General features: G+C 72.4%; 23 protein-coding genes. 13 read left to right on the plus strand and 10 right to left on the minus strand.

Annotation, left to right across the window (positions count from 1 at the left end):
* Positions 1-60 precede the first annotated feature (60 nt).
* Positions 61-675, minus strand: coding sequence for a TIGR03085 family metal-binding protein (locus tag ACGFJ7_RS24940; RefSeq protein ID WP_392644069.1), 615 nt, complete (start codon positions 673-675; stop codon positions 61-63).
* Positions 676-785: 110 nt separating this feature from the next.
* Here ACGFJ7_RS24940 and ACGFJ7_RS24945 point away from each other — a divergent pair, with 110 nt between their 5' ends.
* Together ACGFJ7_RS24945 and ACGFJ7_RS24950 are read left to right on the plus strand one after the other, a co-directional pair.
* Positions 786-2567, plus strand: coding sequence for an ABC transporter ATP-binding protein (locus ACGFJ7_RS24945; protein ID WP_392644070.1), 1782 nt, complete (start codon positions 786-788; stop codon positions 2565-2567).
* Positions 2564-4321, plus strand: coding sequence for an ABC transporter ATP-binding protein (locus tag ACGFJ7_RS24950; protein WP_360253093.1), 1758 nt, complete (start codon positions 2564-2566; stop codon positions 4319-4321). Before ACGFJ7_RS24945 ends, ACGFJ7_RS24950 begins: the two co-directional genes overlap by 4 nt.
* 124 nt (positions 4322-4445) lie before the next feature.
* Here ACGFJ7_RS24950 and rpsD read toward each other — a convergent pair whose 3' ends face one another.
* Entirely contained in the window at positions 4446-5054 is a 609-nt protein-coding gene (gene rpsD, locus ACGFJ7_RS24955) for a 30S ribosomal protein S4 (RefSeq protein ID WP_360253095.1), read from the minus strand.
* 109 nt (positions 5055-5163) lie between these two features.
* On the opposite strand from rpsD, the gene ACGFJ7_RS24960 reads away from it, so the two are divergent.
* Complete coding sequence (locus tag ACGFJ7_RS24960) at positions 5164-5889, plus strand: DUF2470 domain-containing protein (RefSeq protein ID WP_392644072.1); 726 nt, start codon at positions 5164-5166, stop codon at positions 5887-5889.
* Here the strand turns inward: ACGFJ7_RS24960 and ACGFJ7_RS24965 are convergent.
* From ACGFJ7_RS24965 to ACGFJ7_RS24980, 4 genes are all read right to left on the minus strand, one after another.
* On the minus strand, positions 5825-6475 hold the full coding sequence (locus ACGFJ7_RS24965) for a TetR family transcriptional regulator (protein WP_392644074.1): 651 nt from the start codon (positions 6473-6475) through the stop codon (positions 5825-5827). The genes ACGFJ7_RS24960 and ACGFJ7_RS24965 overlap by 65 nt on opposite strands.
* Before the next feature lie 8 nt (positions 6476-6483).
* Entirely contained in the window at positions 6484-7212 is a 729-nt protein-coding gene (locus tag ACGFJ7_RS24970; RefSeq protein ID WP_360253101.1) for an ABC transporter permease, read from the minus strand.
* A complete protein-coding gene (locus ACGFJ7_RS24975) occupies positions 7209-7916 on the minus strand; it encodes an ABC transporter ATP-binding protein (RefSeq protein ID WP_392644076.1) in 708 nt (235 codons plus the stop codon). The genes ACGFJ7_RS24970 and ACGFJ7_RS24975 overlap by 4 nt, the downstream gene beginning before the upstream one ends.
* Positions 7917-8032: 116 nt before the next feature.
* Complete coding sequence (locus tag ACGFJ7_RS24980) at positions 8033-9631, minus strand: hypothetical protein (RefSeq protein ID WP_360253103.1); 1599 nt, start codon at positions 9629-9631, stop codon at positions 8033-8035.
* Between the two features lie 166 nt (positions 9632-9797).
* Here ACGFJ7_RS24980 and hisI point away from each other — a divergent pair, with 166 nt between their 5' ends.
* From hisI to ACGFJ7_RS24995, 3 genes are read left to right on the plus strand one after another with little or no spacing between them, the layout of a single operon-like run.
* Positions 9798-10172: a phosphoribosyl-AMP cyclohydrolase gene (gene hisI / locus ACGFJ7_RS24985; protein ID WP_360253105.1), complete on the plus strand. Its 375-nt coding sequence runs from the start codon at positions 9798-9800 to the stop codon at positions 10170-10172.
* A complete protein-coding gene (locus ACGFJ7_RS24990) occupies positions 10169-11698 on the plus strand; it encodes an anthranilate synthase component I (RefSeq protein WP_392644078.1) in 1530 nt (509 codons plus the stop codon). Before hisI ends, ACGFJ7_RS24990 begins: the two co-directional genes overlap by 4 nt.
* Positions 11695-12300 carry a Trp biosynthesis-associated membrane protein gene (locus ACGFJ7_RS24995; protein ID WP_360253109.1) on the plus strand — a complete coding sequence of 202 codons (606 nt, stop codon included), beginning with the start codon at positions 11695-11697 and terminating at the stop codon, positions 12298-12300. The genes ACGFJ7_RS24990 and ACGFJ7_RS24995 overlap by 4 nt, the downstream gene beginning before the upstream one ends.
* Here ACGFJ7_RS24995 and ACGFJ7_RS25000 read toward each other — a convergent pair whose 3' ends face one another.
* Both ACGFJ7_RS25000 and ACGFJ7_RS25005 read right to left on the minus strand, forming a co-directional pair.
* Positions 12301-12753 carry a GNAT family N-acetyltransferase gene (locus tag ACGFJ7_RS25000; protein ID WP_392644080.1) on the minus strand — a complete coding sequence of 151 codons (453 nt, stop codon included), beginning with the start codon at positions 12751-12753 and terminating at the stop codon, positions 12301-12303.
* A gap of 37 nt (positions 12754-12790) precedes the next feature.
* On the minus strand, positions 12791-13126 hold the full coding sequence (locus tag ACGFJ7_RS25005; RefSeq protein WP_392644082.1) for a hypothetical protein: 336 nt from the start codon (positions 13124-13126) through the stop codon (positions 12791-12793).
* 377 nt (positions 13127-13503) lie between these two features.
* Between ACGFJ7_RS25005 and trpC the strand changes: the two genes are divergently transcribed.
* The 5 genes from trpC to ACGFJ7_RS25030 are packed head-to-tail and all read left to right on the plus strand — an operon-like array spanning position 13504 to position 18765.
* Entirely contained in the window at positions 13504-14307 is an 804-nt protein-coding gene (gene trpC / locus ACGFJ7_RS25010) for an indole-3-glycerol phosphate synthase TrpC (RefSeq protein ID WP_360253184.1), read from the plus strand.
* Positions 14304-15545, plus strand: a complete 1242-nt coding sequence (gene trpB, locus ACGFJ7_RS25015; RefSeq protein WP_392644083.1) for a tryptophan synthase subunit beta — start codon at positions 14304-14306, stop codon at positions 15543-15545. Before trpC ends, trpB begins: the two co-directional genes overlap by 4 nt.
* A 3-nt stretch (positions 15546-15548) precedes the next feature.
* Complete coding sequence (gene trpA, locus ACGFJ7_RS25020; RefSeq protein ID WP_360253117.1) at positions 15549-16352, plus strand: tryptophan synthase subunit alpha; 804 nt, start codon at positions 15549-15551, stop codon at positions 16350-16352.
* Positions 16353-16402: 50 nt separating this feature from the next.
* A complete protein-coding gene (gene lgt / locus ACGFJ7_RS25025) occupies positions 16403-17587 on the plus strand; it encodes a prolipoprotein diacylglyceryl transferase (RefSeq protein WP_360253119.1) in 1185 nt (394 codons plus the stop codon).
* Between the two features lie 50 nt (positions 17588-17637).
* Positions 17638-18765: an FAD-dependent oxidoreductase gene (locus ACGFJ7_RS25030; protein WP_392644085.1), complete on the plus strand. Its 1128-nt coding sequence runs from the start codon at positions 17638-17640 to the stop codon at positions 18763-18765.
* A 720-nt stretch (positions 18766-19485) separates the two neighbouring features.
* Here ACGFJ7_RS25030 and ACGFJ7_RS25035 read toward each other — a convergent pair.
* Positions 19486-19944: a nitroreductase/quinone reductase family protein gene (locus ACGFJ7_RS25035; protein ID WP_360259263.1), complete on the minus strand. Its 459-nt coding sequence runs from the start codon at positions 19942-19944 to the stop codon at positions 19486-19488.
* Positions 19945-20025: 81 nt separating this feature from the next.
* On the opposite strand from ACGFJ7_RS25035, the gene ACGFJ7_RS25040 reads away from it, so the two are divergent.
* On the plus strand, positions 20026-20706 hold the full coding sequence (locus ACGFJ7_RS25040) for a TetR/AcrR family transcriptional regulator (RefSeq protein ID WP_392644086.1): 681 nt from the start codon (positions 20026-20028) through the stop codon (positions 20704-20706).
* Here the strand turns inward: ACGFJ7_RS25040 and ACGFJ7_RS25045 are convergent.
* Positions 20680-21501, minus strand: coding sequence for an SDR family NAD(P)-dependent oxidoreductase (locus tag ACGFJ7_RS25045; RefSeq protein ID WP_392644087.1), 822 nt, complete (start codon positions 21499-21501; stop codon positions 20680-20682). The two genes, ACGFJ7_RS25040 and ACGFJ7_RS25045, sit on opposite strands and share 27 nt — an antisense overlap.
* A gap of 113 nt (positions 21502-21614) precedes the next feature.
* On the opposite strand from ACGFJ7_RS25045, the gene ACGFJ7_RS25050 reads away from it, so the two are divergent.
* Positions 21615-22472 (plus strand): helix-turn-helix transcriptional regulator, encoded by an 858-nt coding sequence (locus ACGFJ7_RS25050; protein WP_392644089.1) that lies wholly within the window; start codon positions 21615-21617, stop codon positions 22470-22472.
* Positions 22473-22502: the final 30 nt, after the last annotated feature.

The raw sequence follows: 22502 nt of genomic DNA on the forward strand, positions 1-22502 counted from the left end.
ACCGTAGGCCGGAATTGGCTCGCCCGCGTAGGCCAATCAAGCTCCGATCGGTTGGGCCAATCAGAGCCCGAGAGAGGCGTTCCGGAGCCGGTCGGCGTCGCCCGACAGGGAGACCTGAGCGGCGTCCTTGCGCCCGGTGAGGAAGAGTGCGATCTCCCCGGGCGGACCGGACAGAACGGCCGAGGAATCGCCCACGGTGAAGGAGCCGAAGCCCTCCGAACGAACGGAGGCGCCGATGCGCGCCCGCCGCAGCGCCAGCCGGCCGGTCATCCGCACGGCCTTCCAGAGCGCCGCTTCCTCACCCTGATCAAGCGGGCGGACGTCCCACGACGGCTGCGCCCGCCGCGCGTCCTCATGGTGCACGAAGAACTCGACGACGTTCGTCACCTCGTCCAGCAGCGGGTTGGAGACCGGGCTCCACCAGGGCGGCGTTCGCAGTTCGGAGATCACGTTTTGGTACGGCTGGGAAGCCTTGGCCAGGCGCACGCGTTCACCGTGACCGTGCAGAGGCGGAAGCAGGATCCCGGCCGAGGCGTCGGGCCGCCGATCACGTACCACGAGATGGGCCGCGAGATCGCGGGTCGTCCATCCCTCGCACAGGGTCGGCTGGTCCGGCCCGAGCGACAGCAGCAGGTCGGCGAGAAGTTGACGTTCGCGTCGGGCATAGGCGGTCACGAACGTGATCGTAGACACATTGTCGTACCTGTGAACGAACGGCGCCCGTTCGGCAGGATGGGGATGTAAGGCCGGATACCCCGGCGAACACTTACCAGTCAGGTAGGACATTGAGCAGCAGGACCAGCCGCGATGTGCTGGGACGGGGACTGCGCGTGCTGGGACAGGCGATTCGGACCGAACCGCGCCTGTTCACCGTCGGAGTCGTCGGCAGCAGCGTCTTCGGCCTTCTGGTCATCGCGAACTCGTACGTGGTGGGCTACGTCATCGGCCATGTCGTCGTGCCCGCGTTCAGCAGCGGGAAGGCCGGCACGGGTGAGCTCGCGCTGATCGCCGCCGTCTTCCTGGGCCTGAGCGGACTGCGCGTGGTCAGCGTCTTCGGCCGCCGCCTGGGCGCCGGCTTCATGCAGTTCCGCCTCCAGGCCCGCTATCGCCGCGCCGTGACCAGCCGTTATCTCTCGCTGCCGCCGGCCTGGCATCAGCGCCACGCCACCGGCACGCTGCTGTCGAACGCGAACTCCGACGTCGAGGCCGCCTTCGTGCCGATCGCGCCGCTGCCGTTCGCGGTCGGCACGATCGTGATGATCGTGGCGGCGGTGGTCGCGCTGTTCTTCACCGATCCGGTGCTGGCACTGGTCGGCGTCACGCTCTTCCCGGCGCTGTTCGGGCTGAACTTCGTCTATTCGCGGGCCATGTCGCCGCGGCAGATCCGGGCCCAGCGGATGCGGGCCAAGGTCAGCGCGGTCGCCCACGAGAGCTTCGACGGCGCGCTGGTCGTCAAGACGATGGGCCGCGAGGCCGACGAGTCGCGCCGGTTCGGGGTCTTCGTGGCCGAGCTGCGCGACGCGCTGATCTCGGTGGGCCGGCTGCGTGGCCTGTTCGACCCGCTGATGGACGCGCTGCCCAGCCTGGGCACCCTCGCGGTGCTGCTGCTCGGCGCCTGGCGCCTGCAGTCCGGCGCGATCACCGTGACCGAGCTGGTCACCGTCAGTTTCCTCTTCACCGTCCTGGCCTTCCCGGTCCGCGCGATCGGGTGGGTGGTGGCGGAGCTGCCGCGCAGCGTGGCCGGCTGGGAGCGGGTCCAGGCCGTCCTTTCGGCGACGGGTGATTTGGCGTACGGGGACCGGACCGCCGACGCCGAGGGGGCCGCCGAGCTGCGATTCGACAAGGTCGACTTTCGGTACGGCGACGGCCCGCTGGTCCTGCGCGACGTCTCGTTCTCGGTGCCCCGGGGCAAGACGGTGGCCCTGGTCGGCGCCACCGGCTCCGGCAAGTCGACCATCGCCTCGCTCGCGGTGCGCCTGACGGATCCGGTGGCCGGGCGGATCGTCCTCGACGACATCGACCTGCCGTCGCTCAGCGAGGCGGCGCTCGCGCGGGCGGAAGCCCTCGTGCCGCAGATCCCGTTCATCTTCGACGACACCATCCGCGGCAACATCACGCTCGACCGCCCGGAAATCTCCGACCAGGCGGTCAGGTGGGCGCTGGAACTCGCGCAGGCTGACAAGTTCGTCGGAAATCTCCCGGACGAGCTGGACACGGCGGTCGGGGAACGCGGCACGTCGCTCTCCGGCGGCCAACGGCAGCGGATCACGCTGGCCCGCGCGCTCGCGGGCAAGCCGAGGCTGCTGGTGCTGGACGACGCCACCAGCGCGGTCGACCCGCGGGTCGAGGCCGACATCCTGGCCGCGCTGCGCGGCCGCGACGCCGGCGCGTCCATCCTGGTCGTCGCCTACCGGCGGGCCACCATCGCGCTGGCCGACGAGGTCGTCTACCTCGAGCAGGGCAAGGTCGTCGCCACCGGCACGCACGCCGAGCTCCTGGCCGGCCATCAGGGCTACGCGGATCTCGTGACCGCGTACGAGAAGGCCGAAAGGGTCGAGGCGTCATGAGCACCGGTACCTTCGCGACGATCAAGCGCGGGCTGGCGCTCTCCCCGGAACTGCGGCCCGGGCTCGGCGGGACGATCGCGCTCGCCCTCGTGCAGATGGGCGGCCGGGTGGCCGTGCCCATCGCGGTCCAGCAGGGCATCGACCACGGCATCCGCGGCGCCGGCGGTCCCGACCTCCAGTACGTCGTCGGCGTCGTCGCCGTCACCTTCGTCGCCCTGATGATCTCGACGCTGGCCGGTTACCTGATGACCCGGCGGCTGTTCACGGTCAGCGAGACCGCCCTCGGCGGCCTGCGCTCGCGCACGTTCCGGCACATCCACGACCTGTCGATGCTGCACCAGCAGTCCGAGCGGCGCGGCACCATGGTGTCCCGGGTGACCAGCGACGTCGACCAGATCTCGCAGTTCCTGCAGACCGGCGGCGTGCAGTTGCTGCTCGCCTCGGGCCAGCTGCTGGTCTCGACGATCGTCATGTTCGTCTACTCCTGGCAGCTCACCATCGTCGTCCTGCTCGCCTTCGGCCCCTCGGTCGCGATCATCCGGCTCTTCCAGAAGCGGCTGGCCTCGGTCTACGCCGCGGTGCGCGAGCGCACCGGCGTCATGCTGGGCGCGGTCGCCGAGAGCGTCGTGGGCGCGCTGGTGATTCGGGCGTACGGCGTGGCCGGGCGCACCGAGAAGCGGCTGGACGACTCGATCTCCGGTCTGCAGCGGGCGCAACAGCGCGCGCTCAAGACGAGCGTGACCAGCTTCTCCAGCGGCGAGATCGGCGCCGGCCTGGCCCTGGCCGCCGTGGTCGTGGTGGGTGTGCTGATCGGCGAGGACGGCGGCCTCACGGTGGGCCGGCTGACCGCCTTCCTGTTCCTGGTGACGCTGTTCATCCAGCCCGTGCAGATCGCCACCGACATGCTCAACGAGGCCCAGAACGCGGTGGCCGGCTGGCGCCGCGTCCTCGACGTGCTCGACCTGAGCCCGGACGTGGCCGACCCGGACGACGTCGGCGTCGCGCTTCCGGTCGGGCCTCTGTCCGTACGCTTCGACGACGTCTCGTTCCGCTATCCGGGCGGCCCGGTCGTGTTGCACGACGTCGACCTGGAGATCCCGGCCCGGACGAAGGTGGCGGTCGTCGGCGAGACCGGCAGCGGCAAGACGACCTTCGCCAAGCTGCTCACCCGGCTGATGGACCCGGCCGAGGGCGAGGTCCTGCTGTCGGGGACGCCGCTGACCTCGGTGCGGTTCTCGTCGCTGCGCTCACGCGTGGTGATGGTGCCGCAGGACGGCTTCCTGTTCGACGCGACAGTGGCCGAGAACATCCGGTTCGCCGAGCCGTCGCTCACCGACGAGCAGCTGGAGACGGCCTTCGTCGAGCTGGGGCTCAAGGACTGGCTGGACGGGCTGCCGGGCGGGCTCGAGACCCCGGTGGGCGAGCGCGGCGAGGCGCTCAGCGTGGGGGAGCGGCAGCTGGTGGCGCTGGTCCGGGCGTACGTGGCCGATCCCGACCTGCTGGTCCTGGACGAGGCGACCAGCGCGGTCGACCCGGCCACCGAGGTGCGGCTGCAACACGCCCTCGACACCGTGACCAGGGGCCGGACGACGGTGGCGATCGCACACCGCCTGTCCACGGCCCAGGCCGCGGACGAGGTGATCGTGGTGGACGCGGGCCGCGTCGTCCAACGCGGCCCGCACTCCGAACTCGTACAGCAGGAAGGCTCCATCTACGCGAAGCTCTACGCGAGCTGGCTCGAACAAACTCGTTGATCGCGATCGCCGCCGGTGAGATGGCAGTCGGTTTTTCGACGCCGCGGGGTTTGCGGTGGCGGAAAACTGCCTGCCATCTCAGCGGTTACAAGGCGATCGCCCGCGGAGCGAAGCGGAGCCAGAGTTAACGCGCGTAGAACTCGACTACCAGCTGCTCGTCGCACTGGACGCGGATCTCGGACCGCTGGGGGATGGCGATCACGGTCGTGCGCAGGTCCTCCAGCACCGTGGAGAGGTACGGCGGGGTCGGGCCGTCGACGTGGGCGCCGGCCGCGGCGAGCTGGAACGGCGGCTTCTGCCGGCTGCTCTCGCGCACCTCGACGACCTGGCCCGGCTTGAGCCGGTAGCCGGGGCGGTCGACCTTCTTGCCGTCCACGGTGAAGTGGCCGTGCACGACGAGCTGGCGGGCCTGGTAGACCGTGCGGGCCAGGCCGGCCCGGGTCACCACGGCGTCCAGGCGGCGCTCGAGCAGGCTGACCATGGTCTCGCCGGTCTTGCCCTCGGCCCGGTGGGCGTCGTCGTACGCGCGGCGCATCTGCGACTCGCTGATGTTGTACTGGTGGCGCAGGCGCTGCTTCTCGAGCAGACGGACCTGGTAGTCCGAGGCCTTGCGACGGCTACGGCCGTGCACGCCCGGCGGGAAGGGCCGCTTCTCGAAGTACTTCACGCACTTCGGCGTCAGCGGGATGCCGAGCGCCCGCGAGAGCTTGGCCTTGGGTCGGGAGTTGTTCATGAAGTCTCCGAGGGTCACTTGCGCTTGAGGCTGAGTTTCTAAAACGCCGATGCTACGGTTAGCCTCACCTTACTAAGGCAAGCCTAACCGGTGCCCGGAGGTCCACACCATGCAGCCCACTCACGCCGAGATCGCGCGTACGCTCGCCGCCGGCCACCTGCCCGGCGTCGCGCACATCGCGTGCCGCCCGGGCCCCCTGCCCGTCCGGCACGTCACCGACGCCAACGGCCGTGTGCTGCTGCTGTCGCCCCGCGACGGCGCCTTCGCCGCGGCCCTCGTGCCGCAGGAGGGCAACGACGACACCGCGATGGTGCTCGACATCTCCGACGTGCCGCCGATGGCCGGCTCGCCCGCCCTGGGCCGGGTGTGGATCTCCGGCTGGGCCACCCTCCTCGAGGGCGACGAAGCCCGGGCCGCGGCGCTCGACTACGCCGACGTGGACGCCTCGGGCGACCTGCTCGACGTCGGCGCCGGTCAGGTCCTGCACCGGATGGACGTGGCCGAGGTGCGGTACGAGCGCAACGAGAACCTGGTCGACGTGGACGTCGACGACTGGGCCGAGGCCACCGCCGACCCGCTCTGCCGCATCGAGTTCGACCTGATCGCCGACCTGATCGACCACCACGAGGCCGAGATGAGCGCCTACGTGCGCCGCCAGCTCGGCTCGACGTCCCAGCCCCAGGCCGAGCCCCAGGTCGTACGGATGGACCGGTACGGCTTCATGGTCCGCCTCGACGACAAGCTGGCCCGTCTCGCCTTCCCGCGCCCGGTCACCGACCGCCACGATCTGGCTCATCTGCTGCACCCGGTGCTGTGCCACCGCTGCGGAGACTGAGCGGCTCGGTCAGGAAGCGCTGGACGTTCGGCCCGATCATCGCCGCCAGCAGTGCGGGCTCGGCGCTGGCCAGCGGCTCGATCCGCAGCACGTAGCGGGTGACCATGAGGCCGGCGATCTGGGTGGCGACCAGCGCCGAGCGCATCGGCGCCTCTTGCTGGTCGGCCACCAGCTCGGTCACCGCCCGGCGCAGGATCTGGGTGACCACGAACTCGCGCAGCAGCCGCGCCGTCCACTCGTTGCTCAGCGCCGAGCGGAAGACGGCCAGCGCGGCCGCGCCGGCCGGCGAGTCCCACACCGACAGGGCCATCCGCACCAGCCGCTCGCCGGCCTGCTCACGCGGCCCGGCCAGGGCCTGCGGGATCAGCTCGCCCGGGTTGACCGGCGCGTTCAGGGCGGCCAGGAAAAGCTTCTCCTTGGTGCCGAAGTAGTGGTGCACCAGCGCCGGATCGACCCCGGCCTCGGCCGCGATCGAGCGGATCGACGCCTTGTCGTACCCCTTCTCGGCGAAACAGGACCGGGCGGCCTGAAGGATGGACGCCCGGGTGTCCTGATTGCCGGGGCGCCGCCCGCTCCTGTGTACCAAGAAAGCTCCTAAGCAGTCCGCCGTCGCAGGGTCGCGGCGGCCAGGACGAGCGCGACCACGGCCGCGCCCGTGACGATCACCAGATCCCACCACATCTCGCCGGTCGGCTCGGCGTACCGCCCGACCTGCAGGAGCGCGTCGACCGCGTAGGTCAGCGGCAGCGCGTTGCTGATCGCCTCGAGCCAGCCGGCCATCTGCTCGCGCGGCACGAACAGCCCGCACAGCAGGATCTGCGGCACGACGACCACCGGAAGGAACTGTACGGCCTGGAACTCCGTACGGGCGAAGGCACTGCAGAACAAACCCAGGGCCACCCCGAGTACGGCGTTGAGCACGGCGACCACCACGACGAGCCCGGCGCTGCCGGTGGTCGTCAGGCCGAGCAGCCAGTACGCCGCACCGGTGGCCACCGCGCCTTGGACGGCGGCGGCGAGGCCGAACGCGAGGCCGTACCCGAAAAGCAGGTCCAATCTGCCCATCGGCGTGGTCAGCAGCCGCTCCAGGGTGCCGGTGGTCCGCTCCCGCAGCATCGCGATGCTGGTCACCAGAAACATGATCACGAACGGGAAGATGCCGAGCATGGTCAGCGCGATCCGGTCGAACGTGTTCCCGGCGCCGTCGTACATGAAGTAGATCAGGGTCAGCAGCAGCACCGGCACCACGATGAGCAGGGCCACCGTCCGCCGATCGTGCCGCAGCTGGCGCAGGATCCGCACCGAGGTCGCCAGCAGGATCATGCCGTCACCCGCTCTCGGATGCGCCGGAGGAAAGCCTCCTCAAGGTCGTCCGTGCCGGCCCGCTCGCGGATCGCGGCGGGGGTGTCGTCGCCGATCAGCTCGCCCTCGCGGATCAGCAGCAGCCGGTCGCAGCGCCCGGCCTCGTCCATCACGTGGCTCGAGACCAGCAGCGTCGTGCCGGCGGCGGCGAGCGCGTGGAACTTGCCCCACAGGTCGGCCCGCAGCACCGGATCGAGCCCCACGGTCGGCTCGTCCAGCACGAGCAGCCGCGGCGTGCCGATCAGGGCGCAGGCCAGCGAGGCCCGGCTCCGCTGACCGCCGGAGAGGTTCCCGACCAGCTGCCCGGCCGCGTCCTTGAGCCCCACGTCGTCGATGGCCCGCGACGCCTCGGCCGCGCCGAGCCCGTAGAGGGCGGCGAAGTAGCGCACGTTCTCCCGCACGGTCAGATCGGCGTAGACGCTCGGCGCCTGCGTCACGTAGCCGACCGTGCGCCGCAGCCCCGCGCTGCCGGCCGGCTTCCCGAACACCGTCACCGACCCCGACTTGACGATCTGCACCCCGACGATCGCCCTGATCAGCGTGGTCTTCCCGCTGCCACTGGGCCCGAGCAACCCGGTCACCCGCCCGGTCGGAACGGTGCACGTGATGCCGCGCAGAACCTCTCGTTTGCCCCGCTCGATCACAAGATCACGTACTTCGATCACGGTGCCCTCCAGTTATTCAACGCGTGTTGAGTTCAACGCTAGATGAATTCTGCGGCGCCGTAAATGACAAAAAGCCGCCACCCTCTCGCGAGGGCGGCGGCTTCGGGCGAAACGGGTCAGAGAGCCAGGATGCGGTCCAGGAACTCGCGGTAGCCGCGCATGGCCATGCGCATGCTCTCGGTGTCGGGGCTCTTGTTGCCGCGCAGCGGATCGAGCTCGTCCCGCTCGGCCAGCAGGGCCTCGGTGAGCTCGTTGACCGCGTCGGTGAGCAGGTCGTGAGCGCGGGTCAGGGCGGCCTCGGGATCGTCGACGAATTCGGCCTTCACCTCGTGCCAGGCGGCGCGGAAGTGACGGACCGCGTCCTCGTCCCAGAACGCGATGTTGCCCTCGGCCACGTCGCCCGGGCGCAGCGGCGCCTCCTCCTGCTGCTCGTCGCCGGGCTCGTCGGGGGCGGCGCGACGGCCGCGGCGGGCCGGCTCGGCGTCCTCGAGGCTGGCCGAGCGGCGCGGCAGCGGGGCCGGCTCCTCGTCGACGGTCTTGGCGGTCAGGTCGCCGCTGAACGTCACCGGCGATTTCGAGGGCGGGGCGGCCGGCACCGGAATGCTGGCCGAGGCCGCGCGCGGGGCCGGGACACCCGAGACCGGGCCGGCCTCCGGGTCGGGCAGCGCGGGCGTGTAGGACGCGGGCTCACCGTAGTTGCCACCGAAGCCGAGGCTCGAGGAACCGAGCCCCGTCGAGCCCAGGCCGTTGGAGCCCAGGCCGTTGGAGCCCAGGCCGTTGGGGCTCAGCCCGTTGGAGCCCAGCCCGTTGGGGCTCAGGCCGTTGGAAGCGGGGCCGGTGGAGCCCGGTCCCGTGGAGCCCAGCGCCGGCGAGACCGGGGCCGAGGAGACCGGCGCGCCCGAGACAGGCGCCCCGGAGACCGGCGCGCCCGAGGTCGGCGTGACGGTCGGGTGCTTGGAGGTGGGCACGGACGCCCAGCCGGTGGCCCCGGTCGCCCCCGTGGGGCCGGAGACGGGCGCCGACCCGTTCTCGCCCGTCGTCGGGATGCGTCCGTTCATGTCATCACGCCCGTTCTCGTCGTTCTCGTCCACCTGCTCGCGGCCATCCACAGTAGAGGCGCGGCCGTTCGTCTCGCCGTGGCTGTGCCCGTTGAGGCCGGCGGGACGCGGCTCGAGCGGGTTGTGCCCGCCGAACAGCATCCGGCCGTTGCGGCCGCCGAGACCGAACCCGCCGAAGGTGGCGGGGTCGCGGTCCCAGGGGTTGGTCCGAGCGGACTCTACGGCCGGGGCGGCACCGTCCTCGCGCTCAGAGGCCTCGGAGTGATCAGTATCCCGATCGGGCAGACCGTGCTGACCACCGGGAACGGGCAGCGGCGGCGTGGCCGCCGGCCGCGCCGACTCGGGCCGGGCCGACGGGATCGGACTGTTGCCGGACGGGATCGGGCCGTTGCCGGGCGCCGGCCGCGGCGGCTGGGGCTCCTCGGCCGGCTTGTCGCTCTCCTCCCGCGCGGACGGCGGCGACGTGGGCGGGCTGTCGGGCGTTTCCGGCTGGCGGCGGGAGCCGAGCGCGACCATCTCGGTTTCACTCGAATGGGTGGCCGGCGTCTCGGCCGATTCGGCGGTGGTGGCCTCGTCCTCCCCTTCGCGGTGCACCGGCCAGAAGCGGGCCAGGCCGCGGTTGGACCGCGCGTTGTCGGGGCTGGACGTCGGCTCCATTGCTTTCAGACTCCCGTCGAACTGCGCGCGCCGCCGCTGAAGGAGGAGGGCGGATGCGCCCTGGCTGGGCGCGGCGCACGACGACGGTACCGTTCCGCGCCGCCGGGCACACCCCCTGTGCCCGGATCGTGGGCCGCGTCGTGCTGCGTAAAAGCCCGTTCGGCCGATGGGGGAGAATCGTCGTGTGGCAGTCACGACCGATCTCGACCCGGCCATCGCGGCCCGGCTCAAGCGCACCCCCGACGGCCTCGTCGCGGCGATCGTGCGCGAGCACGGCACCGGCGATGTCCTCATGCTCGCGTGGATGGACGACGAGGCGCTGCATCGCACCCTGACCACCGGCCGCGCCACCTATTGGTCGCGCAGCCGCCAGGAGTACTGGGTCAAGGGCGCCACCTCCGGCCACCACCAGTTCGTCAAGAGCGTGGCCCTCGACTGCGACGGCGACGCCCTGCTGGTGACCGTCGAGCAGACCGGCGCCGCCTGCCACACGGGCGAGCACACCTGCTTCTTCGACGAGCTCGAGGTGTCGGGCCAGTGACCAGCGGCGCGGTCTTTCCCAGCGAAGCGGACTTCCTGCGTTCCGGCAAGAGGGTCGTCCCGATCACCAGACGGCTGCTGGCCGACGGCGAGACGCCGGTCGGCGTCTACACCAAGCTGGCCGGCGGTCCCGGCACCTTCCTGCTGGAGTCGGCCGAGCAGGGCGCCGGCCCGTCCGGCGCGGCCTGGTCGCGGTACTCGTTCGTCGGGGTCCGGAGCGCGGCCACCCTGGTCGAACGCGACGGTGAGGCGCACTGGCTCGGGGCGCCGCCCGCCGGCGTACCTCTCAATGGTGATCCGGTGACGGCCCTGCGGGAAACCGTGGCCGCGCTGGCCGACGGCCCGGCCGCCGGCGATCTGCCCCCGCTGACCGGCGGCATGGTCGGCTATCTCAGCTACGACCTGGTGCGCCGCTTCGAGCGGCTGCCCCGCACGGCGAGCGACGACCTGCCGCTGCCCGAGCTCGGCATGATGCTCGCGACCGACCTGGTCGTGCTCGACCACTACGACGGCTCGGCCATCCTGGTCGCCAACGCGGTGCTGGCCGACGGCGCCTCCGAGACCGACCGGCGGGCCGCGTACCACCAGGCCGTGGGCCGGCTCGACGCGATGACGACCGCGCTGTCCCGGCCGACCCCGCCGATGATCTCCACGGTGGAGCGCCGTCCGGCGGGGGAGCCGGTCAGCCGTACCGCCCCCGGCGAATATCAGAAGGCCGTCGGGGAGGCCAAGGAGGCGATCCGGGCCGGCGAGTGCTTCCAGATCGTGGTGGCGCAGCGGTTCGAGCGCCCGACCGACGCCAACCCGCTCGACGTGTACCGGGTGCTGCGGGCGACCAACCCGAGCCCGTACATGTACCTGTTGCGCTTCGACGGTTTCGACATCGTCGGCTCGTCGCCCGAGGCCCATCTGAAGGTCAGCGCCGACATCGGCACGCGCCGCGCGCTGCTGCACCCGATCGCCGGCACCCGCTGGCGGGGCGCCACCCCCGAGCAGGACAACGCGCTCGCGGCCGAGCTGCTGGCCGACCCCAAGGAACGCTCCGAGCACGTCATGCTGGTCGACCTGGGCCGCAACGACCTGGGCCGGGTCTGCAAACCGGGCACGGTCGAGGTGCCCGAGTTCGCCCGCATCGAGCGGTACAGCCACGTCATGCACATCGTCTCGACGGTCACCGGCGAGCTCCGCGACGACCAGAGCGCCTTCGACGCGCTGGCCGCGACGTTCCCGGCCGGCACGCTGTCCGGCGCCCCCAAGGTCCGCGCCATGGAGATCATCGAGTCGCTGGAGCCGACCCGCCGCGGACTCTACGGCGGCACGGTCGGCTACTTCGGCTTCGCCGGCGACATGGACATGGCCATCGCGATCCGGACGGCTCTGCTCAAGGACGGCACGGCCTACGTGGGCGCCGGCGCCGGCATCGTGGCCGACTCCGACCCGGCCGCCGAGGAGCAGGAGACCCGCAACAAGGCGGCCGCCGTGCTGGCCGCGATCGCCTCAGCGGAAACCCTGCGCGCCGCGCGATGAACCACCGCCGTTCCTACCTGCTGTCCCTTCTCGCCTGCCTGGCCGGCGCCGGTCTCGCCGCCTACGGCGCGACGCGCACGTGGTCGCTCGACGTGGTCCACCGGCCGGGAATGTCCGATGTGCGCACCCCGCAGACCGGCGCCGACCTGGAACCCTGGCTGATCGGCCTGGCGCTGGTCGCCCTGGCCGGCACGGGCGCGCTGCTGGCCACGCACGGCTGGGTGCGGCGCGGCCTCGGCGTCCTGCTCACCCTGGCCGGCCTGGGCGTCATCGCCGGCGCGATCGCCGGCCGCCTCGGCCTGGACGTCGGCGAGGCCGGTTCGGGGGCCACGCTCTGGCCGGTCGCCTGCGCTCTGGGCGGCGCGATCATCGCGGCCGGCGGTCTCACTGCCGCGCGTCAGGGCCATCTGTGGTCACGCATGTCGGCACGGTACGAACGTAAGCCGGCCCAGCCGCACTCGCCCGAACCGGGAAGCTCGGCGCGGCCGAGCGGGGGGTCCGGGCCGTTGGCGGCCGCCGGGCGCAAGACGCCGGAGGAAACCCCGGTCGACCCCCGTACGGCCTGGGACGCCCTCGACCGCGGCGACGACCCCACGTCCTGATCAGGCCAGCACCAGCAGGTCGTACCGCCGCCCGTCGTTCTCGGCCGTCTCCACGTGGGCGAAGCCGCAACGCTCCAGAACACGCCGCGACGCCAGGTTGCCGACGTCAGTGGTCCCGTACAGCGGCCTGGTGGTCTCGATCTCGAGGAAGAGGCGCAGGGCGCCGGTGCCGATCGACCGCCCCCAGAACTCCTGCCCCAGCCAGTAGCCGACTTCCCGGCGGCCGTCCTGCCACCACGACACCACGTTCCCGGCGATCCGCTCGCCGGACAGGACCGTCCGGGCCGTCACGGCCTCGTCGGCGAGGATCCGCTCGGTCCAGTGGGTGTGGAAGGTGTCGCGGTCGCGGGCCGGGAAGTTGGCCCGCCGGACGGCCTCGGGCTCTTGTTGGTGCGCGAAGAAAGTGTCGAGATCGGCCGGGCGCACCGCGCGCAGTGTCACCGGTTCAGGCATGCGCCGATTCTGACCCCAACGGGTGATCTTGGAAGGGTCAGGCGGTCGTGGCGAGCGAGCGGGCGGCGGCCGGGCGCTTCGGGGCCGTCTGCTTCGCCGCCGTTTGCTTCGCGACCGTTTGCTTCGCGACCGGGTGCTTCGCGACCGGGACCGAGCGGCGGGCGACCAGGGCGGCCACCTCGCGGCTGAGCTCGGCCCGGGCCTCGTGGCGGGCGCGGTCCTCCAGGGTGGCGGCCCAGGCGTTGTCGCGGGCCGTGCGCACCCTGTCGGGGCCGATCACCACCCGCTGGAGGCCGGCGAAGAGGTCGGCGGCGGCGGAGACCAGGGCGCGGGGGGTGTCGGCGAGGCCGGCATCGGTCCGGGAGGCTGCCATGGCATTACTCCACATCGCTGGTAGGCATCGACAAGAGGAAACGTCCGGGGACGCCCGAACCAGTTTGCCTCGCCCACATCATGGCGGGACCGTATTTCCGGAGCGTGACGTGCGCGTCAACGCGCCGTGGGATCCACCGATCAGATGAGGTGCCGCAGCCCAGCGGGCCGGAGCGGGCGTGACCCATGTGACCGAAGTGACACACCGCCGTTGATCAGGCCGCATTATGCCCGAGCCCATCTCGTGAGGCGTGCCATACCCCGGGGGGCCTTGCGCGACCGCGACCTCCTAGCATCGGGCGGAGGACACCCGGAGAGGGGAGTCATTACGTGACATCCGATCAGCAGACGGAAGCGGGCACTGGCGGACCGCAGAACGTGCTGGAGGAGATCCTCGCAGGAGTGCGCGAGGACGTGGCGGCACGGCAGAAGCAGGTGCCGCTGGAGCAGGTTCGCGAGCTGGCGGCGGCGGCGCCGCCGGCCATCGACGCTTACGCGGCGCTGCGTAAGCCGGGCGTGGCGGTGATCGCCGAGGTGAAGCGGTCGTCGCCCTCCAAGGGGGCGCTGGCCGAGATCCCCGACCCGGCCGAGCTGGCGGGGGAGTACGCGGCGGGCGGCGCCCGCGTCATCAGCGTGCTCACCGAGGGCCGGTGGTTCGGCGGTTCGCTCGACGATCTGAAGGCGGTCCGTGCCTCCGTTCAGATCCCGGTGCTCCGCAAGGACTTCGTGATCTCCTCCTATCAGGTGCACGAGGCGCGGGCCCACGGCGCCGACGTGGTGCTGCTCATCGTGGCCGCCCTCGAGCAGAACGTGCTGATGGGCCTGCTCGAGCGCATCGAGTCGCTGGGCATGACCGCGCTCGTCGAGGTGCACAACGAGGAGGAGGCCGACCGGGCTCTGGAGGCGAACGCCAAGGTCATCGGGGTCAACGCCCGTGACCTGCGCACGCTTCAGGTCGACCGGTCCGTCTTCGAGCGCATCGCGCCGGGCCTGCCCAACAACGTCGTCAAGATCGCCGAGTCGGGGGTGCGGGGACCGCACGACCTGATCCGGTACGCGTCGGCCGGCGCCGACGCCGTGCTGGTCGGCGAGGGCCTGGTGACCCAGAAGAGCCCGCGTGACGCCGTGGCCGAGCTGGTCAACGCCGGCAACCACCCCGCGACGCCGCGGCCCGTTCGATGAGCGCGCCGTCGTTGCCGGACCTGGCCGGTCACTTCGGCCGGTACGGCGGGCGCTTCGTGCCCGAGGCGCTGGTGCGGGCGCTCGACGAGCTCGACGCGGCGTACCGGTCGGCCAAGACCGACCCGGTGTTCCAGGCCGAGTTCGAGAACCTGCTGGTGAACTACGCCGGCGTGCCCTCGCTGCTCTACCGGGCGGAGCGCCTGTCGGCCGCGGTCGGCGCCGAGATCCTGCTCAAGCGCGAGGACCTGAACCACACCGGCGCCCACAAGGTGCGCAACGTGCTGGGCCAGGCGCTGCTGGCCAAGCGGATGGGCAAGCCACGGGTCATCGCCGAGACCGGCGCCGGCCAGCACGGCGTGGCCTCGGCCACCGCGGCCGCCCTGCTCGACCTCGAGTGCGTGGTCTACATGGGCGAGACCGACACCGAGCGGCAGGCGCTGAACGTGGCCCGCATGCGCATGCTCGGCGCCACGGTCGTGCCGGTGACGAACGGGTCGCGCACGCTCAAGGACGCGCTCAACGAGGCGCTGCGCGACTGGGTGGCCAGCGTCGACTCGACGCACTACCTGCTCGGCACGGCGGCCGGCCCGCACCCGTTCCCCGAGATCGTCCGCGATTTCGTGGGCGGCATCGGCGTCGAGGCCCGGGCGCAGTGCTTCGAGCTGATCGGCCGGCTGCCCGACGCGGTGGCGGCCTGCGTGGGCGGCGGCTCGAACGCGATCGGCATCTTCCACGCCTTCGTGCCCGACGAGTCGGTCGAGCTGTACGGCTTCGAGGCGGGTGGCGACGGCGTCGAGACCGGCCGGCACGCCGCGTCGATCACCGGTGGCTCGTCGGGCGTGCTGCACGGCGCCCGGACGTACGTGCTGCAGGACGGCGACGGCCAGACGGTCGAGTCGCACTCCATCTCGGCCGGCCTCGACTACCCGGGCGTCGGCCCGGAGCACGCCTGGCTGCACGACACGGGCCGGGCCACGTACGAGCCGGTGACCGACGCCGAGGCGATGGCCGCGTTCCAGCTGCTCTGCCGCACCGAGGGCATCATCCCGGCCATCGAGAGCGCGCACGCGCTGGCCGGCGCCGCCCGGATCGCCCCGCGGCTGCGGGCCGAGCTGGGCCGTACGCCGACCATCGTGGTCAACCTGTCCGGCCGCGGCGACAAGGACGTGCACACCGCGGGCGCGTACTTCGGCATTCTCGACCCGGTCGAGACGATCGTTCCCGGGGAGCAGGAGTAAGACATGACGATCGCTGACGTCTTCGCCAAGGCGAAAGCCGAGAACCGGTCGGTGCTCATCGGCTGCATGCCGGCCGGCTTCCCGACCGTCGAGGACAGCATCGCCTCGATGATCGCGATGCACGAGGCCGGCTGCGACGTCATCGAGGTCGAGCTGCCGTACTCGGACCCGGTCATGGACGGCCCGGTCATCCAGAAGGCGAGCGACATCGCGCTCGCGGCCGGCGTCCGTACCCGGGACACCCTCAAGATCATTGAGGCCGTGTCCCGTACGGGAGCCCCGGTCGTCCTGATGACCTACTGGAACCCCATCGAGAAGTACGGGGTCAACACCTTCGCCCGGGACCTGGCCTCGGCCGGCGCCACCGGCATGATCACGCCGGACCTGATCCCGGACGAGGCGGCCGAGTGGATCGCGGCCTCCGACGAGTACCGGATCGACCGCACCTTCCTGGTCTCGCCGTCCTCGACCGACGAGCGCATCGCGATGACCGTCGCCCAGTGCCGCGGCTTCGTCTACGCCACCGCGCTGATGGGTGTCACCGGCGCCCGCACCTCGGTGTCGTCGCAGGCCCCCGAGCTGGTCGACCGGGTGCGGCACGCCGACCCGCAGATGCCGGTCGGTGTGGGGTTGGGCGTCGGCAACGGGGCGCAGGCGGCCGAGGTCGCCGGTTTCGCCGACGGCGTGATCGTGGGCAGCGCGCTGATCCGCAGCGTGCTCGAGGCGCCCGATCGCGCCACCGGGCTGTCCCGGCTGCGCGCGCTCAGCGCCGAACTGGCCGAGGGCGTGCGCAACCCGCGAAACTAGACCCGCCCTGATCACCCGCCTCGCAGCCTTCGACGGTAGCGTGTGCAACCGTGATTACCGCCGCGATCCCGAGTCCGACGACGTCCGTCTGGCATGTGCTCGGGCTGCCCGTCCGGGCGTACGCGCTCTGCATCGTGCTGGGCATCGTCGCCGCCCTCTACATCCTGGAATACCGGATGCGCAGCCGCGGCGTGGCCCGCTGGGCCTCGCTCGACATCGCGGTGTGGGCGGTGCCGTTCGGCATCGTCGGCGCCCGGATCTATCACCTGATCACCTCGCCGCAGGACTACTTCGGCGCCGGCGGTGACCCGATCCGCGCCTTCTACATCTGGGAGGGCGGCCTCGGCATCTGGGGCGCGGTGATCGGCGGCGCGGTCGGCGCGTACATCGGCTGCCGCCAGCTCGGCCTGCCGTTCGCGCTGGTCGCCGACTCGCTCGCGGTCGGCCTGCCGGTGGCCCAGGGCGTCGGCCGGCTCGGCAACTGGTTCAACAACGAGCTGTACGGCAAGGTCACCACGCTGCCGTGGGGTCTCGAGGTCCACGACATGGACCGCTCGAACCCGGGCCACGCCACGGTGATCGACGGGCAACCCGTGACACTGCCCGACCTCTACCATCCGACGTTCCTGTACGAGCTGGTCTGGGACCTGGGCGTCGCGCTGCTGGTGTGGCTGGCCGACCGCAAGTTCAAGTTCGGCCGGGGCCGCGCCTTCGCGCTGTACGTGATGGCGTACACGGCCGGGCGGGCCTGGATCGAGATGCTGCGGGTCGACGAGGCCAACCACTTCTTCGGCATCCGGCTCAACGTGTTCACCGCGATCGTCTTCTTCCTGCTCGCGCTGATCTACTTCCTGGTGGTCCGCGGCCCCCGGGCGTACGTGGTGCCCGACGACGCCCCCGAGACGCAGCCCGAGCCGGCCGCCGAGAGCGACGTCAGCCAGGTCGACGTCACCGGCGAGGCCCAGCCGGCCCGCGCCCCCAAGGGCTACCAGGTGGTCAGCCACCATCGCTTCGAGGAGTACCGCCGGACCGGCATCCTGCCTCCGGAGACCCCGCAGGACATGGCCGAGGAGATCGCGGCCGGCGGCCACCCGCTCGAGCCGGCCGACCCCGCCGGCCCGGCCGGCGTCGGCGAGGCCGTCCTGGCCACCGGGGCCGCGGCCGGCGCCGGCCCCGACGGTGCCTCCGGCGGCGACGTGGACGTCGAGACGCCGCGCAAAAACGACGAACGCTGATCAAGGCCGGCGGCGGGGTGGTCGGACGGGCGGTCGTGGTCGGAGCCGGGATGGCCGGGCTGGCCACGGCCGGCGCTCTGTCCCGCTCCGGCTGGCGGGTGACGCTGCTGGAACGGGCCGAGCGGGTCGCCGCCCCGCCGACCGCCCTGGTGCTGTGGCCGAACGGCCGCCGCGCCCTGGAAGCCCTCGACCCGGCCGGCGGCTGGTCGTCGATCGCGTCCCCGCTGCCCGACGGCGGCGTCCGCCGCCCCGACGGCCAATGGCTGGTGACCCCGCGCGGGCGTACCGGCTCGGGCCCGGCCCCGGCCGCGGCACGCCTGGAGGACCTGTACGACGTGCTGATCGCCGGCCTCGGCGACAACGTGCAGATGCGGACCGGCTTCGCGGTGACCACGATCCGCACCGGCCCGGACCGGCGCCCCGAGGTGGGTGACGGCCACACGATGATCGAAGCCGACCTGGTCGTGGCGGCCGACGGCATCGACAGCCACGTCCGGCGGCAGCTGGCCCCCGAATCGGCCGCGGTGAGTTCCGGCTTCGCCGACTGGCAGGCGGTAGTCCCCGCCCACCGGTTGTCGTCCGGCCACACCACAGGCGGCGAGACCCTGGGGGCCGGCTACCGCTTCGTGTCGATCCCGCTCGGCCCCGGCCGGGGCGTCTACTGGGTGGCGACCGCGGCCGGCGCGCCCCGCCCCGAGTCCCCGGCCACCCAGCTCACCCTGCTGCGCCGCTGGTTCGCCGGCTGGCCCGACCCGGTCGGCGAGCTGCTGGCCGCGACCACCCCGGCCGACCTGGTGCCGCACGAGGTGCGCGAGCTGCGCCCACTGCCCCGCACATTCGACTTCCCCTCCGGCCCCGGCGGCGTAGTCCTGCTGGGCGACGCGGCCCACGCGATGCCCCACCACCTGGGCCAGGGGGCGTGCCTGGCTTTCGAGGACGCGGCCACGCTGGCCGCCCTGACCTCGGACGCGCCACCCGGCCCCGGCCTGGTGGCGGCCCTGGAGACGTACAGCCGCCTGCGCCGCCCCCGCACCACCAGCGTGGTCCGCCAGACCCGCCGCATGTCAGCCGTCGTCCAGGCCCGCGGCCGCCTGGCCTTGCGCGCCCGCGACGCCGCCCTCAACCACATGCGCCCCCGAATGATGGCCCCCACGCCGGACTGGTCACCCCCGAACTGACCCCCTCCCGAGCTGGCCGTCTCCCGAATTGGCCGTCTCCCGAGTTGGCCGTCTCCCGAGTTGGCCGTCTCCCGAGCTGGCCGCCTCCCGAGCTGGCCGTCTCCCGAGTTGGCCGTCTCCCGAGCTGGCCGTCTCCCGAGCTGACCGCCGAGCTGGCTGGGAGCCGAGTTGGCTGGCGGCCGAGCTGGCTGGCCGCCGCCCGAGCTGACCGCTGAGCTGGCTGGCCGCCGCCCGAGCTGAACGCCGAGCTGGCGGGGAGCCGAGCTGGCTGACCGCCGAGCTGGCTGGGAGCCGAGCTGGCTGACCGCCGAGCTGGCTGGGAGCCGAGCTGGCTGGCCGCCGCCCGAGCTGACCGCTGAGCTGGCTGGCCCCTGAACTGAGCGCCCCCGAACTGAGTGTTCCCAGGTTGGGCGCAGCCCTGGTTGGGCGTTCTGAAGTTGCGCGCAATCCTGGCTTGAGTTGAGCGGTCCTAGGTTGCGCGTTCCTGGTCGGGCGTTCCTGGGTCGGGCGGGGCCTGGGTGGGGCGATCTCGGGTTGAGCGGTCCCGGGCGGGCGGTCCCGGGCGGGCGGTCCCGGGCGGGCGGTCCCGGGCGGGCGATCCCGGGTGGGCGGTGCCAGGTGGGGCGATCCCGGGGTCGGGCGGTGCCAGGTGGGGCGGTGCCGGGTGGGGCGGTGCGGGGTTCGGGGCCCGGGCTCAGCGGTCCGCGCCGCTGGGCGCTTCTAGGGGCGGCTTGGGATGGCGGGGCTCAGCACGACGACGGCGGTCTCGTGGCCGCGGCGGGCGGCGAAAGCGTCCAGGTCGCCGTAGCCGCTGTAGTCGTGCAAGGCCGCCCACAGGCGCTCCCGTTCGGGGCCGGCCGCTTCGTGGGCGATGACCTCGCGGGAGCCGCCGACCAGGTCGACTGTGGCCTCAGGATGGGCCTTCAGGTTGTGCCACCAGGCCGGGTCGGCCGGGTCCCAGCCGTTCATGGCCAGGGTGATCAGGCGGTCGCCGTCCTCGATGTAGCCGAGCAGGACGGCGCGGGGCCGGCCGGAGCGGCGCCCGACCGTGTGCAGCCGCAGGATGCCGAACTTGCCGCCCGGGGTGGGGGTGGACATGCCGACGCGGTCGGCGGTGACCCGCAGCAGGGCTTTGTGGGTCACCCAGGCGCCGCGGACGAACCATCTCGGAGGGATCATCGTCGAACCTCGTTTTCTACGGTGTAGGTCTACGCCGTAGGTTAAACCTTACGGCGTAGGGCGACAAGTACGATTCAGTTCGTGCCACGACGTGCAGGAGCCTCGACCCGGTCCACCGCCCGCCTGTCCGAGGAGGGGATCGTCGCCGCCGCGGTCGAGCTGGCCGACCGGGACGGGCTCGACGGGCTGAGCATGCGGCGGCTCGCCCAGCATCTCGGTGTCGACGCGATGTCGATCTATTACCACCTGCGGGACAAGGACGCCCTGCTCGCCGCCATGGCCGACGCGGTGGTCCGGGAGATCGCCGTCGAGGAGACCGAGGGCCCGTGGACCGAGCGGCTCCGCGCGCTGATCATGCGGGCGCGGGGCACGATGCTGCGGCACCCGTGGGCGGTGCGCGTCCTCGAGGGCCGCGGTGAGCCCACCCCGGCCGTGCTCCGGCACATCGATCGTGTCCTGGGGATCATGCGGGCCGGGGGCTGCTCGCTCGACCTGGCCCACCACGCCATCCACCTGTTCGGCAGCCGCCTGCTCGGCTTCAGTCAGGACCTGTTCGACGACACCCCGGACCCGTCCGCGCCGCCGCCCCCGGCGGCCTGGGCCGAGACCCTGCCCCACGTGGCCGAACTGGCCGCCGCCGCCACCACTCACGACGGCCCGCTCAGCGGCTGCGACGACGAGTTCGAGTTCGCCTTCGCCCTCGACCTGCTGCTGGAGGGCCTGGAACGCCGCCGCTCAGCCGACGTCGGTGGTGACGGCTAGCGCGCGGCCCGCCTCGACGTCGTCGGTGAGGGCGGCGATCCGGGCCTGGGCCAGGCCGTACGAGTCGGAGCCGAGCAACTGGTGCAGCGGCGCCTTCCCGCCGTCGGTCACCGTGATGATCGCGGCCGCCGCCTTGGCCGGGTCGCCGAGCTGGGTGCCGGGCATCGCCAGGTGGGCGGCGGTCATGTCCCGGACCGCCGGGTAGGCGTCCACCGTGCTCCCGGGCAGGCCCAGCGACTGCGTACGCAGGAAATCGGTCCTCATGTAGCCCGGCTCGACGAGTGTGACCCGGATGCCGAAGTCGGCGACCTCGGCCGCCAGCGACTCGGTGAGCCCCTCCAGGGCGTACTTGCCGGCGCAGTAGAGGCCCCAGCCCGGGAAGGCGGTCAGGCCGAGGATGGACGAGACGTGGACGATGTGGCCGGTCCGGCGCGCGCGGAACGACGGCAGGGCGGCCCGCAGCACGTTCCACACGCCGAAGACCTGCACGTCGAACATCTGCCGGGCCTCGGCGTCGCTGACCTCCTCGACGGCGGCCAGGAACCCGTAGCCGGCGTTGTTGACCACCACGTCGAGGTCGCCGGCCGCTTCGACGGCCCGCTTGACCTGCCCCTCGTCCGCGAGGTCGACCGCCAGGGCCTGCAGCCGGCTCGTGTCCGTGTCGCCGAGGCCGGTCAGCAGCCGTTCGGGGGAGCGGGTGGTCGCGGTGACCGTGTCGCCGCGCTCCAGGAGCTGCCGGACCAGCTCGAGGCCGAGTCCGCGGGAGGTGCCGGTGATGAACCAGGTGGTTGTCATGTGATCCAGCCTGGCCGCGGCGGCCACCGGCGGACAGGCCGGAACCGGCCCCGCCGTACCGGGGAACGCCATGCCCACCCAGGCCCTGTCATCCGCCGCGCCGAGCCGGGATCATGGAGGGCATGGCAGCCCTGGGCGATTTCCTCCGGAAGTGCCGTACCAGCATGAGCCCCGCCGTCGTGGGCATCACCGAGCCCCCGTCCGGCCGCCGGGTCCGGGGCCTGCGCCGCGAGGAGGTGGCCCAGCTCGCCGGCGTCAGCGTCGACTACTACACGCGCCTCGAGCAGGGCCGGCACACCAGCCCGTCGGATTCGGTGCTCGACGCCCTGAGCCGGGTCTTCCAGCTCGACCCGGCCGCCCGGGCCCACCTTGCCGACCTGGCCCGCCCGCCCCGGCCCCACGCCGACCCGCTGCCGCCCCAGCGGGTGCGCCCGGCGATGTGGCAGTTGATCGCCTCGATGACCGACCATCCCGCGTTCATCGTGGGCCGCCGCACCGACGTGCTGGCCTCGAACGCCCTGGCCCGGGCCCTGCTCACCGACTGGGACCGGCTGCCGCCGCGGGAGCGCAACTACACCCGCTGGGTCTTCCTCGACCCGGCGGCCCGCGAGGTCTTCCTGGACTGGCCGGCCGTCGCCGCCGACGTGGTGGGCACCCTGCGCTTCTACGCGGGCCGCCACCCCGACGACCCCCGCCTGGCCGAGCTGGTGGGGGAGCTGACGATCAAAAGCGCCGATTTCCGTACGTGGTGGAACGCGCACCAGGTCCACGAGCGAACCCACGGCACCAAACACATGACCCACCCGGCCGTCGGCCCGATCACCCTGCGCTATGAGGCCCTGTCCCTGCCCGGCGACCCCGACCAGACCCTGTTCCTCTACACCACCGACCCCGGCTCCCCGTCGGCCGACAACCTCCGCCTGCTGTCGCTGATGTCGACGGCTCCGACCGCCGGCAGGGTCGAAACGTGACTCCCATCGGCACGGCCGCGAGCGGCGGCA

Source organism: Actinoplanes sp. NPDC048988 (assembly GCF_043197815.1).
GTDB lineage: Bacteria > Actinomycetota > Actinomycetes > Mycobacteriales > Micromonosporaceae > Actinoplanes.

What these genes read in the sequence shown, in the direction of transcription:
- ACGFJ7_RS24950 (WP_360253093.1), top strand. Translation starts at nt 2,564, where the DNA reads ATGAGCACCGGTACCTTCGCGACGATCAAGCGCGGGCTGGCGCTCTCC.
- rpsD (WP_360253095.1), bottom strand. Translation starts at nt 5,054, where the DNA reads ATGAACAACTCCCGACCCAAGGCCAAGCTCTCGCGGGCGCTCGGCATC.
- ACGFJ7_RS24960 (WP_392644072.1), top strand. Translation starts at nt 5,164, where the DNA reads ATGCAGCCCACTCACGCCGAGATCGCGCGTACGCTCGCCGCCGGCCAC.
- ACGFJ7_RS24970 (WP_360253101.1), bottom strand. Translation starts at nt 7,212, where the DNA reads ATGATCCTGCTGGCGACCTCGGTGCGGATCCTGCGCCAGCTGCGGCAC.
- ACGFJ7_RS24980 (WP_360253103.1), bottom strand. Translation starts at nt 9,631, where the DNA reads ATGGAGCCGACGTCCAGCCCCGACAACGCGCGGTCCAACCGCGGCCTG.
- hisI (WP_360253105.1), top strand. Translation starts at nt 9,798, where the DNA reads ATGGGGGAGAATCGTCGTGTGGCAGTCACGACCGATCTCGACCCGGCC.
- ACGFJ7_RS24995 (WP_360253109.1), top strand. Translation starts at nt 11,695, where the DNA reads ATGAACCACCGCCGTTCCTACCTGCTGTCCCTTCTCGCCTGCCTGGCC.
- ACGFJ7_RS25000 (WP_392644080.1), bottom strand. Translation starts at nt 12,753, where the DNA reads ATGCCTGAACCGGTGACACTGCGCGCGGTGCGCCCGGCCGATCTCGAC.
- ACGFJ7_RS25005 (WP_392644082.1), bottom strand. Translation starts at nt 13,126, where the DNA reads ATGGCAGCCTCCCGGACCGATGCCGGCCTCGCCGACACCCCCCGCGCC.
- trpB (WP_392644083.1), top strand. Translation starts at nt 14,304, where the DNA reads ATGAGCGCGCCGTCGTTGCCGGACCTGGCCGGTCACTTCGGCCGGTAC.
- trpA (WP_360253117.1), top strand. Translation starts at nt 15,549, where the DNA reads ATGACGATCGCTGACGTCTTCGCCAAGGCGAAAGCCGAGAACCGGTCG.
- ACGFJ7_RS25030 (WP_392644085.1), top strand. Translation starts at nt 17,638, where the DNA reads ATGGCCGGGCTGGCCACGGCCGGCGCTCTGTCCCGCTCCGGCTGGCGG.
- ACGFJ7_RS25035 (WP_360259263.1), bottom strand. Translation starts at nt 19,944, where the DNA reads ATGATCCCTCCGAGATGGTTCGTCCGCGGCGCCTGGGTGACCCACAAA.
- ACGFJ7_RS25045 (WP_392644087.1), bottom strand. Translation starts at nt 21,501, where the DNA reads ATGACAACCACCTGGTTCATCACCGGCACCTCCCGCGGACTCGGCCTC.
- ACGFJ7_RS25050 (WP_392644089.1), top strand. Translation starts at nt 21,615, where the DNA reads ATGGAGGGCATGGCAGCCCTGGGCGATTTCCTCCGGAAGTGCCGTACC.